This is a genomic window from Clostridium nigeriense (assembly GCF_050585245.1).
Classification (GTDB): domain Bacteria; phylum Bacillota; class Clostridia; order Clostridiales; family Clostridiaceae; genus Clostridium; species Clostridium nigeriense_A.
The window spans coordinates 422,677-440,068 of record NZ_JBNOOF010000002.1 but is presented as its reverse complement, the minus strand read 5'-3'; the positions used below and the strand labels follow the sequence as shown (position 1 = coordinate 440,068).

The following is a 17,392-nucleotide window of genomic DNA, read 5'->3' as shown; positions in this document are numbered from 1 at the left end:
AACTAAAAATGATTAATTTTAAATTTTACAGGATACCATATAAATATTCTATAGCTTAAAAGTTAATATTAACTTCCCATCTATAGTTATATTATACAAAGCATAATATGACATCATTACGTCATATTAATATTTACTAAGAGCACATAGTAATCTTTTTTTTATTTCTTCTCTTATATATAACGGTTCAAGAACTTCTATATTTTCTCCAAAAGACATTAAGTACCCATATAACCAATCACCTAATTGGAAGTCTAAATCAACTATAAAATCCCCATTATCATCTAAAGAATACTTTTGAAACTCATCATATATCCTAAATCCTAACTTCTTATTTACCCTTAATTTAAGATGTATTAATTTATTAGAATATCCTATATCTTCTTCTAAAAATAACTTATTAGGAGCAGTTCTAGTAAACTTTTCTGAAATAATTTTTATATTCTTCATTCTTGTAAGTTTAAAAAATCTATTATCTTCTCTTTTCTTACAATAAGCATATAAGTACCATCCTTGGCTTTTAAAAACTAATTTCAATGGTTCAACAATTCGCTCTAGTACCTCTCCACCTGAGTTAAAATACTCAAAGGATATTAAATTTTTATTTATTATAGAACTTTTTATATCAGTAAATTTATCTCCTAACTCATTATTTCTATCCCAATTTGAAAAATCAACTTCTATCCAATTTTCATTATTTCCTCCTAAAAATGAACTTAACTTAGATAATGCACCATTAAACTCATTTTCGTTAACAGCATTAAGACCTTGCATAGCTGCTAGTATTTCTTTCTTTTCTTCTTGTGATAAAACTGCTTTATTTAATATAAAGTCTGCTAAAAGGCTTATTCCCCCACCCTTACCCTTAGTCATATAAACAGGAACTCCAGCCTCAGATAAAGCTTCTATATCTCTGTAAATAGTTCTTTGTGACACTTCAAAATGCTCTGCTAAATCCTTTGCCTTAACATTCTTCTTATCTAGTAAAATATATATTATTTCAAATAGCCTATTTCCTTTCATATTATCACCCAAACCATAATTTATTTATATAAAAAAAGTGGACATATAAAAGTTCTATCCTTTCTAATATATTAAAAAGACCACACTCTATAATTGATTGTTATAAATGTAGTCTAGAAAATACAACTTTTTATTCCTTCTATATTAAATATTATAATATAAATATGATGATAAAATCATCTACTATTATCCTTAATATAATTAAGGTGCTGCAAATGTATACCTATATGACCAATTCCAAGCATTGATACAGCTATAACCATCCATACTACCTTTCCATATATACCAAGAAGTAAGAATCCTATTATAGGTAAACTAGCAAGTGGAACTGGAATTCCAAGAAAGCTTCCATAGAAATCTTCTAGAGTATGATTACTTTTAAAATATCTTACCCAACAAATTTCATAAAGTAACATAATAATAAAAGATGTAAGTAACCAAATACTCCATATAGACAAATTTCTAAGATTAAAATCTGTAAATATTACTGCTAAACAAGTTACAGTAACTTGACCAACTCTTTCAAATAGCAATAGTATTCTATTTTCATCTTTCACTATCTCGTTATACCCTTTCGGCATATTTTTTGTCCAAATTATGTTTGGAATAAAAAGCATTAATAAATAAATCAAGCCAATATAAGAAAATCCAAAATTCCTCACCTTTAACTCCTTAAAAAATTTATACAACCTCATATTATAATCATTTTGCACATTTTAATAACTTGTAGTTGAGCAATATCACAATTGCTCCTAAAATTACTAAGGATAGAGCCAATCCTACTAAGCTTCCAAAAACTTAAAACTATACCTAACTTCATTAGCATAATTGTTTGCATATACCCCATCTACAAACATCATAATATATTTTCCATAAAATTATAATTGCTTATACATACATATTTATTTAATTCTTTAATTAATACTTATCTAAGATTTATTTTTTCTAAATTTTTATTTCTCTCGTACAAGTATCGTAGTAATCTACAACTTTTCACAACTATATCGATTACTAATCAAATTGTAATATTTATCTGCTTTGGAAAAATATTTAAATTTAGTGCTATACTTATATTAAGACTAAGTACTAAATAGTAATTTAAATTGGAGTTGTATAGGAGTGAAAAAAATGATTTTAAAGGTTATTTTAATATTATTAGGAATAGTTGTTTTGATTGGGATAACAATATTTATCTACAAAATCTATCAATTAAATCAGATAGAAAAAATCAGTTCAAATGATATGATAAAATACGTAACTAAAAATGATGATGATACTAAAATTTCCATCGCTATAATAAATGATGGAACAATAGATTATAAAACTTATGGTACAGATGGAAAAGAAGAAAAATACACAAAATATGATTATGAGATTGGCTCAATCAGTAAAACTTTCGTATCTCTAATGCTTTCAAAGGCTATAAGTGAAAACAAAATTAACATTACTGATTCTATTAGTGAATATTTAGAACTTGATGAAGATAAGTATTATCCTACAATAGAAAGACTTATAACTCATACCTCTGGTTATAAATCCTATTATTTTGATAAACAAATGATAAATAATAAGTTTAATGAAGATAATGATTTTTATGGTATTAGTAAAGAAAATATATTAAACACAGTGAAAAATATTTATTTGGAGGATAAAGATTATAAATTTGAATATTCAAATTTTGGCATATCTGTTATAGGACTTGTTTTAGAAAAAGTTTATAACAGAGACTTTGTTACACTAATGAATGAATTTATTGTCAAAGATTTAAATCTTGAAAATACAAAAGTTGCTACTTGCACTGGAAATTTAAAAGATTATTGGAATTGGAAGCAAGATGATGGATATATTCCAGCAGGAGCAATTATCTCTAATATAGACGATATGTCAAAATATTTAGAGTTCTATATGAATTCTAATACAGATTATATAAATAATACTAGCAAAGAATTAAAAGAAATAAATTCTAATAATTTTATGTATGAAAAAATGAATATAAAGCTAGATAAAATAGGGATGGCTTGGATTATTGACGCAAAAAATGATATTATTTGGCATAATGGAGGAACGAGTAATTTTAATAGTTATATTGCATTTAATAAAGAAAAAAATATTGGAGTAGTTATTCTTTCTAATATTTCTCCTTATAAAAAAATACCTATGACTGCCATAGGTTCAAAAATAATGAAGGAACTAAATTACAATTAAGTAAGCAGCGCTCCTTCTAACAACGATTTTTCTCTGAAAATAGAAAGAAATCAATCTTCCAATTGATTTCTATAACTCAAAGTTGAAAAAAATTTTAACAAATTCATGTCTATGGTGCAGATGGCGGGACTTGAACCCGCACGAGGATTCCCCGTCACCCCCTCAAGATGATGCGTCTGCCATTCCGCCACATCTGCATCTTTATATTATAATTTTAATTTATTATATTATATTTTTCAATATATTAATACTATATTGTGTTATAATCTTTTAGGAATGTTACTAAATTCAAAAGAAAAGGGAGGCGCTATTAATGAAATGTGTATCAATTTCTGGTGGTGCAGGACACGGTAAAGATACCCTTGCAAATAAATTGAAATGCCTACTTGAAAGTAAAGGTAAAAGGGTATTCATAATTCATTATGCTGATTATTTAAAAATGGTAGCAACTCAAGTATATAATTGGAATGGTCTTAAAGATGAGATTGGTAGGGATATACTTCAAAAATTAGGAGATAAAATGAGAGAACAAGATGAAATGTTCTTAATTAATGAATTGCTTAGAATATTAAACTTAGTAAAAGAAGATTTTGATATCGCTATTATCCCTGATGCAAGATTTCCAAGAGAAATAGAATGTTTAAAAAATATAGGAAGAACAATATCAATCCATATAACTAGAGTAGACTATAAAAGCAATTTAACTAATGAGCAAAATAACCATAAAACTGAAAGAGCTCTTGATGATTACTCTTACGATTACAATATCTCTACATATACAGATAAAGAAATACCTGAAATAGACCTAATTATAAAAAATATTTTACAAGTTTAAAATTAAAAACTAATAATTTAATTAATGAAGGAACCTCTAAACAAATTCCTTCATTAATTTTTTCCTTCGTTCTTTAATTCCATCATTCTTTCATTTTTTCATTTTTTCATTTCTTTATTCCTTCATTCTTAACTCTAATACTATTGCTCCATAAGGTTCTAAAAAAATATTTTCTTCTTGTAATTTATTTTCATCAGAATTGCTTAATAAGGTATCAAAGTCCATCCCCTTAATATCCTTTAAAGATGCCATTGTTTTTTCTCCATAAAAATTGCAGGCAACTAATATTTCCCTTCCATTTAGCTCTCTAATATAAGCTAGAATTTTTGAATGCTCTTCTAATAAAGGAATAAATTTACCTTCTGATACTATTTTATTATTTTTTCTTATCTTTATTAATTCCATATAATAATTTAATATTGAATTACTTTTATTTCTTTCTAGCTCAACATTAATTTTATTATAGTTACTAGATAGCTTTATCCAAGGCGTTCCACTTGTAAATCCAGCTTCTTTCATATTGTTCCATTGCATAGGTGTTCTAGAATTATCTCTAGATCTATTTTTTAATATATTTAAAATCTCTTCTTTTTCTATTCCCTTTTCTAATAAGGTATTATAAGCATTTAATGATTCAACATCTCTATAATCATTAATATCATTAAAGTTTGGATTAGTCATACCTATTTCCTCTCCTTGATATACATATGGTGTCCCTCTCATTAAATGTATCGCAGTTGCTAACATCTTTGCTGATTCTTCTCTATATACACTATCATTTCCAAATCTAGACACTATTCTTGGTTGATCATGATTACACCAAAATAAAGCATTCCAACCATTTCCCTTTTCCATTTCAATTTGCCATTCAAATAATAACTTCTTTAATATATGAAAATCAAAAGGTGCTAATTCCCATTTTTCTCCTTTGGGATAATCTACTTTTAAGTGATGGAAATTAAATGTCATATCTAACTCTTCATTTTCCGTATTAGTATATTTTATACAATTATCTATTGTAGTAGAAGACATTTCCCCCACAGTCATAATCCCACTATATTTTGAGAAAACTTCCTTATTCAGTAGATTTAAATACTGATGTATCTTAGGTCCATCCGTATAAAATCTTCTACCATCTCTAGTAGCAGATTTAAAATCATCATCTAAAAATCTTGTATCCTTAGATAAAAGATTAATAACATCTAACCTAAATCCATCAACACCCATATCTAGCCAATACCTCATCATCTTAAATATTTCTTCTCTTAGTTTAGGATTTTCCCAATTTAAATCTGCTTGAGTCTTATCAAATAAATGAAGATAATATTCATCTAAACTTTCAACATATTCCCAAGCTGAACCTCCAAACTTAGACCTCCAATTATTAGGTTCTTCTCTCCATATATAAAAATCATGGTATGGACTATTAATGTCTTTAATTGCTTCCTTAAACCAATGATGTTCAGTAGATGTATGATTTACAACCATATCTAAAATTAACTTCATATCTCTTTTATGAGTTTCTTCTAATAATTTTTTAAAGTCTTCCACACTTCCAAACATAGGATCTATATTGTAATAATCTGCTATATCATAACCATTATCATTTTGAGGTGAAACATATATAGGTGTAAGCCATATCACCTTCACCCCTAAGTCTTTCAAGTAATCTAATTTTTCTATTATTCCAACTAAATCTCCAACTCCATCTCCATTACTATCCTTAAAGCTTTTAGGATAAATTTGATAAACAACTGAAGATTTCCACCAATCATTATTTTTCATTTTATTAACCTCTTAATTAATTGTGGAGCTGTCGCAACAGCTCCAACTGATTATTCTATCTCTTCAACATTTGACCCAAACTTCTTATTGAATATAAAAGTTAATACTATAGGAACTACAACTGCTACTGCCATTGCAATTATAAATGGCACCCAATATTGAGGCTGAATTGCTAAGAATCCAGGTAATCCTCCTATACCAATAGAATTAGCTAATACTCCTGAAAGTATTGAAATTACTGCTGCACAAGCTGATCCAATTAAAGCTGCTACAAATGGGAATTTATATTTTAAGTTAATACCAAACATAGCAGGCTCAGTAACACCTAGCCATGCAGATATTCCTGCTGATGCTGCTATAGATTTTATTCTAGCATTCTTTTTATATATTATTAACATGGCTACTGCTGAAGCTCCTTGAGCAATATTACTTAAAGCTATAAGTGGCCAAATCATAGTTCCACCATTTGCAATTAATTGTAAATCCACAGCAATAAATGTGTGATGTAACCCTGTAATAACTAATGGTGCATAAGCAAGTCCAAAGATTATGGCTCCCACTATCTTAAAAGGTCCTGTTAATAAATAGTTAAAAATAGTTGCAATATAATTACCAAGTTCTCTTGAAATTGGTCCAATTATTATATAAGATAATAAAACTGTAATTAAAAGAGTTGTAAATGGTATAACAATCATCTTCAAAACATCTGGTATATATTTTTTTAGTTTAAGTTCAATTTTTGCCAATACAATACCAGATAATATTGCTGGTATTACTTGAGCTTGATATCCAACTTTATCTATTGTAAACCATCCAAAATTCCAAAAAGGAACAGCTCCATTTTGTAATGCTTCTGCGTAACCATAAGCATTTAATAATTGTGGTGATACTAATGTAATTCCAAGAACTATACCAAGTATTTCTGAACCACCAAATTTCTTAACAGTTGACCATGTTACTGCTACAGGTAAGAAGTGGAATATTGCTTCTCCTAAAATCCATAGAAAACTATGAATTTCTGCTAATATTGGATGTAACTGAGTTAAAGTTTGTGCTCCATCTCCAAATATAGCTAAGTCACCAATAACATTTCTAAAACCTAAAATAAGACCTCCAGTAATAATAGCTGGTAAAATAGGAATAAATATTTCTGCAAGACCTGCAATGGTTCTTTGAAGTAAAGACATATTCTTTTGAGCTGCCTTTTTAACTTCTTCCTTTGATGCTACTTTTAATCCAGCCACTTCAACTAAATCGTTATAAAAAGCTTGTACATTATTTCCAATTATAACTTGGAACTGACCTGCATTAATAAAAGTTCCTTTGACACTTGGTAAATTTTCAATTTCCTTTGCTTTTGCCTTTGCAACTTTTTCATCCTTTAAAACAAATCTTAGTCTTGTTACACAATGACTAGCACTTGCAATATTTTCTTTTCCTCCTATAAGTTCTAGTAAGTCTAAAGCTTCTTGTTTATAAGTTACCATCTCTATTCCCCCTTAATACCCATTTATAATACATATTTGTTTACGATTTCATTATAACTTGTTTAAACAAGTGTGTCAATTGTTGTTTAAACAAGTTTATCTTTCTTTTCTATTTTATTTTTATCTTTAATGCTATAATATACTATATAACAAGGTCCAAAGGAGATTTTAGCTTAAATGAAAATGGTGAAATATACAGAAATATACGAATATATAAAAAACAAAATATTAACTGATGAATATAAGGCTGGAGAAAAATTACCTTCTGAGCATGAATTAACCTCTTTATTTGATGTTAGTAGAAATACAGTACGAAGAGCAATAAATCAATTGTCTTTTGAAGGATTAGTTGCAAGTGTCCACGGAAAAGGTGTTTTCGTTTTAGAAAAACACCAACTTAAATTTTTAGTTGGTGGTCTACAAAGTTTTAAAGAAGCTTCCTTAAATAATAATATGAAGTACTCTACTAAGGTTCATTGTTTTAAAGAAATAGTAATAGATGAAAAACTTTCAAAGAAAACTGGTTTTGCATTAGATTCAAAAGTCTTCTATATAGAAAGGACTAGAATTATAGATGGAGAAGAAAATATATTAGATATAAATTACTTTTTAAAAGATGTAATTAAAAACTTAAATATAGATATTGCTAGTAATTCAATTTATGATTATTTAGAAAATAATTTATCCTTAAAAATTGCTGGTGCTCAAAAAATAGTTTCAGTTGAAGAAGCAACTAATCTTGATAAAAAACTCCTTAATCTTAAAGGATATAATCTAGTTGCAATTATAAAAAACTATGTTTACCTAGAAGATGGAACTTTATTTGAATATACTGAATCACGTCACAGACCTGATAAGTTTACATTTTCAACCTATGCTAAAAGACTATAAAAAATGTATAATGTAAAATTTAGAATTATTGAAGTAATTTGAAACAAATTACTAAAAATATATTTAATATAGAAACTCCTTAAGGAATTTCTATATTAATTTTACATTGTGCGACAGCATCTTCCTCATTAATTCTTTAATTCTTTCATTCTTTAATTTTTTAATTCCTTCATTTTTTAATTCTTTAATTTTCAAAAACTCCGAAAGGAGTTTTCTCCTAAATTATGCATTATCCATTACGTATTATCCATTGCCATCTAGTGTCCTATAAGTCCACTTTCATTTAACTTTTCTATAAATTTCTTACTAACTTTATTAATAGGTCCTTTTAAGAATAATCCTATTAATATAAATATTATTCCATAACTTAAAAGCATTGTTATATCTCTAGTTAAATTTGCTTTAATAACACCTGCTACTGATTCTCTCATTGCTGAAATTGCATATGTAAATGGTAATAATGGATTTACTTTTTTAAAGAAACTTGGCATTACTTCCACAGGGAAGGTTCCACCAGCTCCTGCTACTTGTATAACCAATAATATTACAGAAATAGCCTTACCCACATTACCAAATATAGAAACTAAGGTATACACTATTATAATAAATATTATGCTACTTAGAAGGCTTACTCCTATAAATAACCATTTATTTAATACATAGCACTTCAATAAGTATATATCTCCTAAGGTTAAGATTAAAGCCTGACATATTCCTATGGAAGCAAAGGTTAAAAACTTTCCAAAATACTTTTCATAAGATTTAAATTTTATTTTTTCTTTAAATCCATGTGGCTCTGTAGTTAATAAAGAAACTAAAATTAATGCTCCTACCCATAAAGCAAGTGTTGAATAAAATGGAGACATTGCTGATCCATAATTAGGAATAGAAAATAAAATTTCTTCTTTAATTTCGACAGGGCTTCCTAAAAATTTACTTACAGCTTCCCAATCATTTTTTAGTAAAGATAATAACTTATCTACTTCCTCTTCTTTATTTATAGAGGATAATTTTGAAGCAATTTCACTTAAACTAGCTTTAATAGTTGGCATTTCACTATTTAATTTTTCTATATCTCCTTTACCAAGCTTTAATGCATTATTTAAAGTATCTAACAAGCTATCTATATCTGGAATTGCTGATTTTGCTTCCTCTAAAAGCTTAATGCTATTATCTGATATCTTAGTTAATTCGCTTATAGCATTATTTATTGCCGGAATATATTTAGAATCATAGTTATTTAAAATATTTAAAATAATATTCCTATTAACTGCTATTAATTCCTTAATCTCTTTAAGCTTACTCTTATCTATAGGCTTTGCATTATTAACTGCATCACCTACCTGATTTATCACAGCCATAGCTGAACTTAATTTAGAGCTTGCTAAATTTAATTCATTTACTATTTCTTTTAAATTATCATTAAACTTAGATAAAGGTTCTAGAGCCTTTATTATTCCATTGATTTTATCATTTATATCACCAAGTTTAACGTTAATATTATCAAGACCATTTAAAATTGAATTTTTATCTATATTTATATTTATAACAGTATCAATAAGTCCATCTAAATTGCTAAGTTCTGTATTTATTAACTCTAAATCTGACTTAACAACTGGAGTTATTTCACCTAATGCTTCTTTTGATTTTTCTAATGCATTTTTAGTATCAACCAATAAATTATCACTAGAAGTTAATGTATCCTGCAATAATGGTAGATTCTCCTTAGCCTTAGCAACTAAGTCCTCTGCCTTGGAACTTCCATTATATATTTCATTTATTATATTCTCTATTTCAGGAACCTTATTGTTTAACTCAATAATTCCATTCATTAGTTTTAATATTTTATCCTTTGATCCTTCAATACTTACACCCATCTCATTTAATACCTTAAATATTAATCCATCTACAGTTTCTATTATGTTAGTATCAACTTGAGATTTTATTGTTGTAATACCCTTATCTGTTATTTTAGGTGCAATAGCATTACTTTTTTCATTCACCTTATATATTAATGTTGGCCTTTTAATAGGTCTATTCATTATAGATAATGTTTCCTCTGTGAATCCCTCCGGAATTATTATAGTTGCATAGTATATTCCTCTCTCAACTCCTGTGTTACCTTCCTCCTCTGAAACAAACTCCCACCCTAAATTAGTATTATCTTTAAGCTTATTTACAAGCTCATCACCTACGCTTATAAACTTATCTTGTAGGTTACCTCCCTTATCATTATTAACAATAGCAACCTTTATTCCTCCTGTATTTCCATAAGGATCCCAACTTGCTCTTATGTTAAACCATGCATATAAAGAGGGTAATATCATAAGTCCAACTATAATTATTAATGCCACCCAATTCTTTACTATACTTTTTAAATCCCTTATAAATATTTTAAATATATTTTTCATTCTATCCTCCATCTAAGGCTTATCTTTAGTAATAACTTTATTTTTTGCTAAAAATAATAAAATTATTAAAAGATTTTAAAATAGCCTTACAATAGAGGTTCTAATTATTAAATTTTCTTCTAAGTGCTAATAATACATTTAAATTATCATAAGAATAAACTTCATTAGCTCCCTCAAATCCAAAGGAACCGTAAATTTTACTTTTTTCATTTAGAACTTGAAAATTCTTCATTTTTCTCATTGCCATTTCATAAAGCTCCTTATCATTAATTACCTTTGCTATTTGAACTAAATTAGCATAAATAGATGTTGATTCTACTTTACTTTCTTCTAATGTATTAATATCATAGGTAGTTGAAATATATCCATACTCTTTTAACCTATTTTTTAACCAATTAACACTTAAACTTACATCCTCCTTTACTTCAGCTTTATTTAAAATAACTAAAACTGATAGTAATGTATCCACATTTTCTTCACTATCGTAACTTACAGTACTTCCATCATAAGATTTCTTATATAAAGGTAAGTCATTACTAATAAAACCATTATCTATTATTTCTAAAGACTTAATATAAATATCATTCCAACTGTCATCAAATAAAGATAATAATTTCATTCCATATAAATCCAAGTAGCATAATGTAGTAACATTACTTTTTCCGTACCCATCATTAAAATCTATTAATCTATTATCTATAACTAATTTTTTCTTTATACTATTTGCAATTTTCAAACCATAATATCTATATTTTAAATCATTAAATTCTTCCCCTGCTATTATTAATGATCTTGCTATTCTTAAATCATCAATTGCAGCTGATACCTCTGAAGGAATATTATTTTCTATTCTCCAGCTAATTAATCCATCATTTAACATCATATTATCTTTAATATAATTAAATATATTTTTATAGGCTTCTTCATTATTCTTGTATAAATAATAATTTAATATCATTCCTTGAGATTCAGATAAGATATCATGCCCTTTTGTTAAGTCTCCTTCACTTTTATTATTACTATAATTAGTGTATATTCCACCACTTTCGTTCATTAATTCCTCATTAATAAAATTCTCTAATAGCTCTTCTTCTTTTAAAACCTCTTCATTAGATATTACTGAAGGTATTTCAACTTTCTTTACATATTTATATAGATATATGTAGCTTATGTATGAACCCATTAATATTAAAACTAAAATAATTATTAAAGCTTTAAACTTTTTCTTCATTACGTTTATTACCTCTCTTACTCTTTCTTATTTTCTTTTAAAACCCTTAAAGTCTTATATATATTTTCAAGTTCTTCATCTGAAACATTTTCTAAATCATCTATACGATATTTAATAAATTCTATTGTTTCATCTTTAAAATTTCTATTTCTTCTTTTTCTAATATCATTATTTATTATATAAGCAGCTATTGTACTAGTTGTAACTCCTATAAATCCTATTCCAAAAATCATTAATAGTATTGCAACTATTCGACCTAGCTTAGTTGTTAATAATATATCACCATATCCAACAGTAGTAAAGGTAACAAAGCTCCACCAAATTGCATCTCCAAAAGACATATCTTCTAATAAAGCAATTATAACTGCTCCCAATACTATTATAATGGTTGTTACGATTAACAAATAATTAAATTTATTTAACTTAACCGATTCTCTAATTTTATCTTTAAATTTTATTATCAAAATAACTAAAACTATTACCTTAGAAATTTTAAACTCTACATTAATATCTATAAAACTTCCTAAATTTAAATCAAATATCATTCTTCCAATTAATATAAGAGGAAAAATAGAAAGAAAATCTACAACATTATTAATTATAAAGTAAAACTTATTTCCTGAAATAAAAAAATTAATTAAATAATCTATAAAAAAAATTATACAGATAATTAAATTAATAAAATAAAAGCTTTCTACTACCATTAATGGAAGCTCATACATTAAATCTAAAATTATCATAATTGCAGCCATTAAAGATAGTAAACCAATAAATAATTCATATAGAATTTTAGCCTTCATAAAATACCTCTCAATTAGTCATCTACTTATATTTTATAAAGTAACTTTAATAAAAATGATAATAAAAAATAAAATTAAAGTTGAATATCTCAAAATATTTTTAATATTTTTAGGACATCCAACTTTAATTTTATAATAACTCTTTATTTTTCTGAGCTAATCCAACTTATTAAATTTTCTACTGCTTTTTTAATATCCTTGGCCTTCATAATTGCTGATACTACAGCTATCCCACTTATTTTACTTCCATTTAGGATATTACAGTTTTCTTCATTTAATCCTCCAATAGCTACAACTGGTATATCTACTGTATGGCATATTTCATTTAAGGTTTTAATATCTGTTAGTACAGTTTTAACTTTTGTTGTTGTTGGATAAATTGCGCCAACGCCTAGATAATCAGCCCCTTCTTCAACTGCCTCCTTTGCTTGATTAACAGTCTTTGTAGTAGCTCCTATTATCTTATCCTTCCCTAAAATCTTTCTTGCATATTTTATGTTTATATCACTTTGGCCAAGATGCACTCCTGCTGCATCTACTACCATTGCAATATCTATTCTATCATCAATAATCAATGGAATATTATATTTATCAGTTATTTCTTTAACCTTAAAAGCTAAGCTAAGATATTCTCTTCCTGACTTATCTTTTTCTCTTAACTGTACTAGAGTAACACCAGCTTTGCAGGCTTCCTCTATTTTATTTAAAAATTCCTTTTCCTCTAGACCTGTACTATCAGTTACTAAATATAAACTACAATCAAATTTCATTTTATTCCACCACCCTTATCTTTATTCTTTCTAATATATCTTCATCTTTAATAGTTGATATATTATCTAATAATTCTATTTTAAAGGATGCTGTACCTTTAGCATCCCTAGATAATTCTCCACAAATCCCCATTATTACAGTTCCTAAAATAGCACTATTAATAATATCTTTACTACTTATATATGTAGCTATTAAAACATTTAACATACAACCTGTTCCTGTTATTCTTGAAAGCTCTTCACATCCATTTTCAATTGTATATGTCTTATTTCCATCACTTATTATATCTATAGCTCCTGTTGCAACTACAGTAGAGTTTGTTTTTAAAGCAAGCTCTTTTACTATATAAATATTATTCTTAAGAGTATCATAAGTAGTAATATCTTCTTCATTTACATCAATACCTTTTGATTTTGTATTAAGTCCAAATATAGCTTTTATTTCTGACATATTACCTTTAATTACTCTTGGTTTACATTTATCTATAAAATCTATAGCAAAGTTTAACCTTAAATCACTACAACTAACTCCTACAATATCTATAATTGATGGTATTTTCTTTTCATAAGCTGTTTTAGCAGATATCATTATTGATTTCATCCTGTCATCAGTTATATTTCCAATATTAATAGCTAAGGCATTAGATGAAGCTGTAATATCTGAAACTTCTTTGTAATGTTCTGCCATAATAGGCTTACCATAAGCTGAAAGTACAACATTTGCGCAATCATTAATTGTTATATGATTAGTTATGCAATGTATTAGTGGATTATTTATCATTACTTTATTTTTTATTTCTATTATGTTATTTAGAAGAATTTCTTTTTCCTTCATATACTTCACATCCTAATCTATCTTGAATTTTAGTAAGCATTCCTGTTTTCTTTAGTGAAATTAAGAAAATATAAGCTACACATCCACCCATAATAGTGGCAGTTATAAACATTGGAACATAATAAAAGACTGTTAATCCCCCTTTTCCAACTAAAAAAGTCATTACTGGATATGAAACTATTGCTCCTATAACTCCTGTTCCAAAAATTTCACCTAATACTGCAAATATAATCTTTCCATGTGATAGCTTATATAACACACCTGATAAAAAGGCTCCAAAAACTGCTCCTGTTAAAGCAAGTGGTGGTATTCCCATAAACATCATTCTAATAATTCCTATAAGTGTTGCACATAAAAGCGAATAGCCTGGCCCCATAAATACAGCACATACAATATTTATTAAATGAGCTGTAGGACACATCCCTTCAATACGTAGTATGGGAGATATAACTACCCCTATTGCTACCATAATAGATAAAAATACAGTTTTTAGTACTTTGTTTTGATTTGCCATTTTTCATCTTCCTTTCAACAAATATCTATTTTAAAAATTTAATTAAAAACTACTAAATATAAAGCTTGTCCTTTCTTAAAATAGATATTGCTAAAAGAATATAAATAATAATTAAATAGCATGTAAAAGAAAGGACATAATCCCCTTTTAAAATCGGTCGTAACTTATTAGCTACCTCTCATCTCGAAACACGAGCTCCCTCGCTATTTAATTGTCTTACCTATCCAAACTCAAGGCGCTCCCCTTCAGTTTGTTAAAGAAAACTTTATAGGCTATTTTATAAAATATAAGTGTGTTCAAGAGGACCTCTTCCCTCTCCTATATCTAACTTTGCTTTTATAGCTCCCGTTAAATATTCTTTTGCATTTCTAATACTATCCTCTAAACTTTCACCCCTTGCTAAGTTGCAAGCAATTGCTGAAGATAATGTACAACCTGTCCCATGAGTATTAGGATTATCTATTCTTTCACTTGTAAAATATGATATTTTCCCATTTTCATATAATATATCTATTGCATCATCACTTAGATGTCCACCTTTTACTAACACTGAAACATTTAAATTTTTAGATATTTCCTTTGCTGCCTTTATCATATCTTCTTTATTTTCTACTTTAAATCCACATAAAACTTCTGCTTCCCTTGTATTTGGAGTTATAACTCTTGCTAAAGGCATAAGCTTTTTTACAAGTGTATTTATAGCTTCATCACAAATTAATTTGCTTCCACTTGTTGATACCATAACTGGATCTAAAACTATATTTCTAGCATTATAATAGGAAAGCTTTTCTGCTATTGCTTCTATTATTTTTGAGTTAGAAACCATTCCTATTTTTACTGCATCTGGCTCTATATCTTTAAATACACAATCTATTTGTTTACAAACAAATTCTTTAGAAGCATCTTCTATTCCATAAACTCCTGTTGTATTTTGAGCTGTTAAAGCTGTTATAACACTCATTGCATACATTTTATGAACAGTTATTGTTTTTATATCTGCTTGTATTCCAGCTCCTCCACTGCAATCCGATCCTGCTATAGTTAAAACTTTTTTCATTATACCTCTGTTACTCATTTTTATTTGTCCCCTTAACCTTTCCAATAATAGTTGTAAGTAAAATAGTAATAATCATAACTGGCATAGTATTTCCTATAGGTGTATCAATTTTCATAAACATACGATATATAGCAAATCCTACAGCCCATAAAATTAAATTTTCTATATCAAAATTTTTATTTGTGCTATCTTTCTTTAAAATAAAATTATCTGCAATTTGTATAGCTATCATAGGTGCAAATACTGATCCTATAAGATATAAGAAATTTTCATATTGTGTGATTGGTGTAAATATAGCAAGAAGCATTCCTATAACACAAACTGCTATAGCTGTCCACTTTTCATTAAATGCTTTTGAAATGCTATTTAAACTTACTCCAGCTGAATAAACATCTAAAAATGTTGTAGTAACTGTTGAAAAAATTATTATTATAAGCCCTGCCATTCCAAGACCTGCAGTAACCATAATTTTAGCTATATCAGATTCTCCTGTGTAAATTGCTGCTCCCATTCCTATAATATACATCCATGAACTAGTTATAAAATATACTATTGTACTAACTAATATAGATGACTTTGGCTTTTTAGCATTACGAATATAATCTGATACAAGTGGTAACCAAGAAAGAGGCATTGCTACACTTAATTCTACTGCCGCTCCAAAACTTATAGATTCAGTAAAGGAACTTATATTATTTCCTTTAAAAACAATAAAACTTAAAATTAATGTAAGTATAAAAAGCATAATCATAGCTAATGTATTTAGCTTACTTAATTTATCAATATCAATTAATACCCATAATATTATAAAAATTGATATTATTATTGCCCATATTGCATTTCCACCAAAACTATAAATAGAATTTGCTGCTACTGCTCCACTAACTATCATTACAGCTGTCCAACCCACTAATTGTAATGCATTAAGGCTTGAAAATAATATTGCTCCTTTTTTACCAAAAGATAACTTAACTGTCTCCATTGCACTAAGCCTTGTTTTAGCCCCTATAAATCCTGAAAAATAGAAAAGAGTACAACCAATTAAATGTCCAAGCAATATAGCTAATAAGCCCTTTTTAAAACCAAGAGGAGCAATAAGAGTTCCTGTTAAAATTTCTGCAAGAGACACCGCTGCCCCAAACCAAATTAATCCTTGTCCAAATGTTGATATTTTAGATTCTTTCATAAATACATCTCCTTTTTATAATCATGTCAAAAAGGTGAGTAGATATAAATTTACTTTTATTAATATGTATTTATATTTTTAGCTTAAATTTACTTCACTATCTGATAGATTTAACTAATCCCAAAACATTCAAATATAAATAAAAAAAGGAAACACCCTACGGTATTCCCTCATAATAAGCAAACTATATCACTTCCTACGTTGGCATTACCCAAATCAGGTGTAAGGGTCGAAGTTTGATTACTTCCTCTCAGCCTGCTACCACAAGCTCCCCTGATTACATCTATTTTTACTTTATTATATCAAAAGATGAATATTTTGTAAAATAAATATTTATTCTTAGTCTATTAAAGATTAAATTT

The 17,392-nt window shown here is 27.3% G+C and carries 15 protein-coding genes, 1 tRNA gene and 1 riboswitch; of the genes, 3 read left to right on the top strand and 13 right to left on the bottom strand.

What is annotated here, in order from left to right:
* Positions 1-126: 126 nt before the first annotated feature.
* Positions 127-1,023 (bottom strand): helix-turn-helix transcriptional regulator, encoded by an 897-nt coding sequence (locus tag ACQPUY_RS05380; RefSeq protein ID WP_430840005.1) that lies wholly within the window; start codon positions 1,021-1,023, stop codon positions 127-129.
* Between the two features lie 176 nt (positions 1,024-1,199).
* Complete coding sequence (locus tag ACQPUY_RS05375) at positions 1,200-1,685, bottom strand: hypothetical protein (RefSeq protein WP_430840003.1); 486 nt, start codon at positions 1,683-1,685, stop codon at positions 1,200-1,202.
* Between the two features lie 466 nt (positions 1,686-2,151).
* Here ACQPUY_RS05375 and ACQPUY_RS05370 point away from each other — a divergent pair, with 466 nt between their 5' ends.
* Positions 2,152-3,228, top strand: coding sequence for a serine hydrolase domain-containing protein (locus tag ACQPUY_RS05370; protein WP_430840001.1), 1,077 nt, complete (start codon positions 2,152-2,154; stop codon positions 3,226-3,228).
* Positions 3,229-3,340: 112 nt separating this feature from the next.
* On the opposite strand, the gene ACQPUY_RS05365 is transcribed toward ACQPUY_RS05370, so the two are convergent.
* Positions 3,341-3,425 (bottom strand) — tRNA-Leu (locus tag ACQPUY_RS05365).
* A 116-nt stretch (positions 3,426-3,541) separates the two neighbouring features.
* Between ACQPUY_RS05365 and ACQPUY_RS05360 the strand changes: the two genes are divergently transcribed.
* A complete protein-coding gene (locus tag ACQPUY_RS05360; RefSeq protein ID WP_430840000.1) occupies positions 3,542-4,063 on the top strand; it encodes a hypothetical protein in 522 nt (173 codons plus the stop codon).
* A 114-nt stretch (positions 4,064-4,177) separates the two neighbouring features.
* On the opposite strand, the gene treC is transcribed toward ACQPUY_RS05360, so the two are convergent.
* Together treC and treP are read right to left on the bottom strand one after the other, a co-directional pair.
* Positions 4,178-5,848 carry an alpha,alpha-phosphotrehalase gene (treC, locus tag ACQPUY_RS05355; RefSeq protein WP_430839998.1) on the bottom strand — a complete coding sequence of 557 codons (1,671 nt, stop codon included), beginning with the start codon at positions 5,846-5,848 and terminating at the stop codon, positions 4,178-4,180.
* A 50-nt stretch (positions 5,849-5,898) separates the two neighbouring features.
* Positions 5,899-7,335 (bottom strand): PTS system trehalose-specific EIIBC component, encoded by a 1,437-nt coding sequence (treP, locus tag ACQPUY_RS05350; RefSeq protein WP_430839996.1) that lies wholly within the window; start codon positions 7,333-7,335, stop codon positions 5,899-5,901.
* A 177-nt stretch (positions 7,336-7,512) separates the two neighbouring features.
* Between treP and treR the strand changes: the two genes are divergently transcribed.
* Positions 7,513-8,226, top strand: a complete 714-nt coding sequence (treR, locus tag ACQPUY_RS05345; protein ID WP_430839994.1) for a trehalose operon repressor — start codon at positions 7,513-7,515, stop codon at positions 8,224-8,226.
* 257 nt (positions 8,227-8,483) lie between these two features.
* Here treR and ACQPUY_RS05340 read toward each other — a convergent pair whose 3' ends face one another.
* From ACQPUY_RS05340 to cytX, 8 genes are all read right to left on the bottom strand, one after another.
* Complete coding sequence (locus tag ACQPUY_RS05340) at positions 8,484-10,637, bottom strand: YhgE/Pip family protein (protein ID WP_430839992.1); 2,154 nt, start codon at positions 10,635-10,637, stop codon at positions 8,484-8,486.
* A 100-nt stretch (positions 10,638-10,737) separates the two neighbouring features.
* Positions 10,738-11,868 carry a glycosyl hydrolase family 8 gene (locus ACQPUY_RS05335; protein WP_430839990.1) on the bottom strand — a complete coding sequence of 377 codons (1,131 nt, stop codon included), beginning with the start codon at positions 11,866-11,868 and terminating at the stop codon, positions 10,738-10,740.
* A 17-nt stretch (positions 11,869-11,885) separates the two neighbouring features.
* Entirely contained in the window at positions 11,886-12,668 is a 783-nt protein-coding gene (locus ACQPUY_RS05330; protein WP_430839989.1) for a potassium channel family protein, read from the bottom strand.
* A 143-nt stretch (positions 12,669-12,811) separates the two neighbouring features.
* Positions 12,812-13,438, bottom strand: coding sequence for a thiamine phosphate synthase (thiE, locus tag ACQPUY_RS05325; protein ID WP_430839987.1), 627 nt, complete (start codon positions 13,436-13,438; stop codon positions 12,812-12,814).
* Between the two features lies 1 nt (position 13,439).
* Positions 13,440-14,240 carry a hydroxyethylthiazole kinase gene (gene thiM / locus ACQPUY_RS05320; protein ID WP_430840257.1) on the bottom strand — a complete coding sequence of 267 codons (801 nt, stop codon included), beginning with the start codon at positions 14,238-14,240 and terminating at the stop codon, positions 13,440-13,442.
* 4 nt (positions 14,241-14,244) lie between these two features.
* On the bottom strand, positions 14,245-14,787 hold the full coding sequence (gene thiW / locus ACQPUY_RS05315; RefSeq protein ID WP_430839985.1) for an energy coupling factor transporter S component ThiW: 543 nt from the start codon (positions 14,785-14,787) through the stop codon (positions 14,245-14,247).
* 277 nt (positions 14,788-15,064) lie between these two features.
* The gene (thiD, locus tag ACQPUY_RS05310) at positions 15,065-15,844 is read right to left on the bottom strand and encodes a bifunctional hydroxymethylpyrimidine kinase/phosphomethylpyrimidine kinase (protein ID WP_430840256.1); all 780 of its coding nucleotides are present in this window, start codon (positions 15,842-15,844) and stop codon (positions 15,065-15,067) included.
* 10 nt (positions 15,845-15,854) lie between these two features.
* Positions 15,855-17,030 carry a putative hydroxymethylpyrimidine transporter CytX gene (cytX, locus tag ACQPUY_RS05305; RefSeq protein WP_430839984.1) on the bottom strand — a complete coding sequence of 392 codons (1,176 nt, stop codon included), beginning with the start codon at positions 17,028-17,030 and terminating at the stop codon, positions 15,855-15,857.
* 174 nt (positions 17,031-17,204) lie between these two features.
* Positions 17,205-17,315, bottom strand: a riboswitch (TPP riboswitch).
* Positions 17,316-17,392: the final 77 nt, after the last annotated feature.

Bases quoted from the DNA above. Each gene is read 5' to 3' on its own strand.
- ACQPUY_RS05380 (WP_430840005.1), bottom strand. From the start codon at position 1,023: ATGAAAGGAAATAGGCTATTTGAAATAATATATATTTTACTAGATAAG.
- ACQPUY_RS05370 (WP_430840001.1), top strand. From the start codon at position 2,152: ATGATTTTAAAGGTTATTTTAATATTATTAGGAATAGTTGTTTTGATT.
- ACQPUY_RS05360 (WP_430840000.1), top strand. From the start codon at position 3,542: ATGAAATGTGTATCAATTTCTGGTGGTGCAGGACACGGTAAAGATACC.
- treC (WP_430839998.1), bottom strand. From the start codon at position 5,848: ATGAAAAATAATGATTGGTGGAAATCTTCAGTTGTTTATCAAATTTAT.
- treP (WP_430839996.1), bottom strand. From the start codon at position 7,335: ATGGTAACTTATAAACAAGAAGCTTTAGACTTACTAGAACTTATAGGA.
- treR (WP_430839994.1), top strand. From the start codon at position 7,513: ATGAAAATGGTGAAATATACAGAAATATACGAATATATAAAAAACAAA.
- ACQPUY_RS05340 (WP_430839992.1), bottom strand. From the start codon at position 10,637: ATGAAAAATATATTTAAAATATTTATAAGGGATTTAAAAAGTATAGTA.
- ACQPUY_RS05335 (WP_430839990.1), bottom strand. From the start codon at position 11,868: ATGAAGAAAAAGTTTAAAGCTTTAATAATTATTTTAGTTTTAATATTA.
- ACQPUY_RS05330 (WP_430839989.1), bottom strand. From the start codon at position 12,668: ATGAAGGCTAAAATTCTATATGAATTATTTATTGGTTTACTATCTTTA.
- thiE (WP_430839987.1), bottom strand. From the start codon at position 13,438: ATGAAATTTGATTGTAGTTTATATTTAGTAACTGATAGTACAGGTCTA.
- thiW (WP_430839985.1), bottom strand. From the start codon at position 14,787: ATGGCAAATCAAAACAAAGTACTAAAAACTGTATTTTTATCTATTATG.
- thiD (WP_430840256.1), bottom strand. From the start codon at position 15,844: ATGAAAAAAGTTTTAACTATAGCAGGATCGGATTGCAGTGGAGGAGCT.
- cytX (WP_430839984.1), bottom strand. From the start codon at position 17,030: ATGAAAGAATCTAAAATATCAACATTTGGACAAGGATTAATTTGGTTT.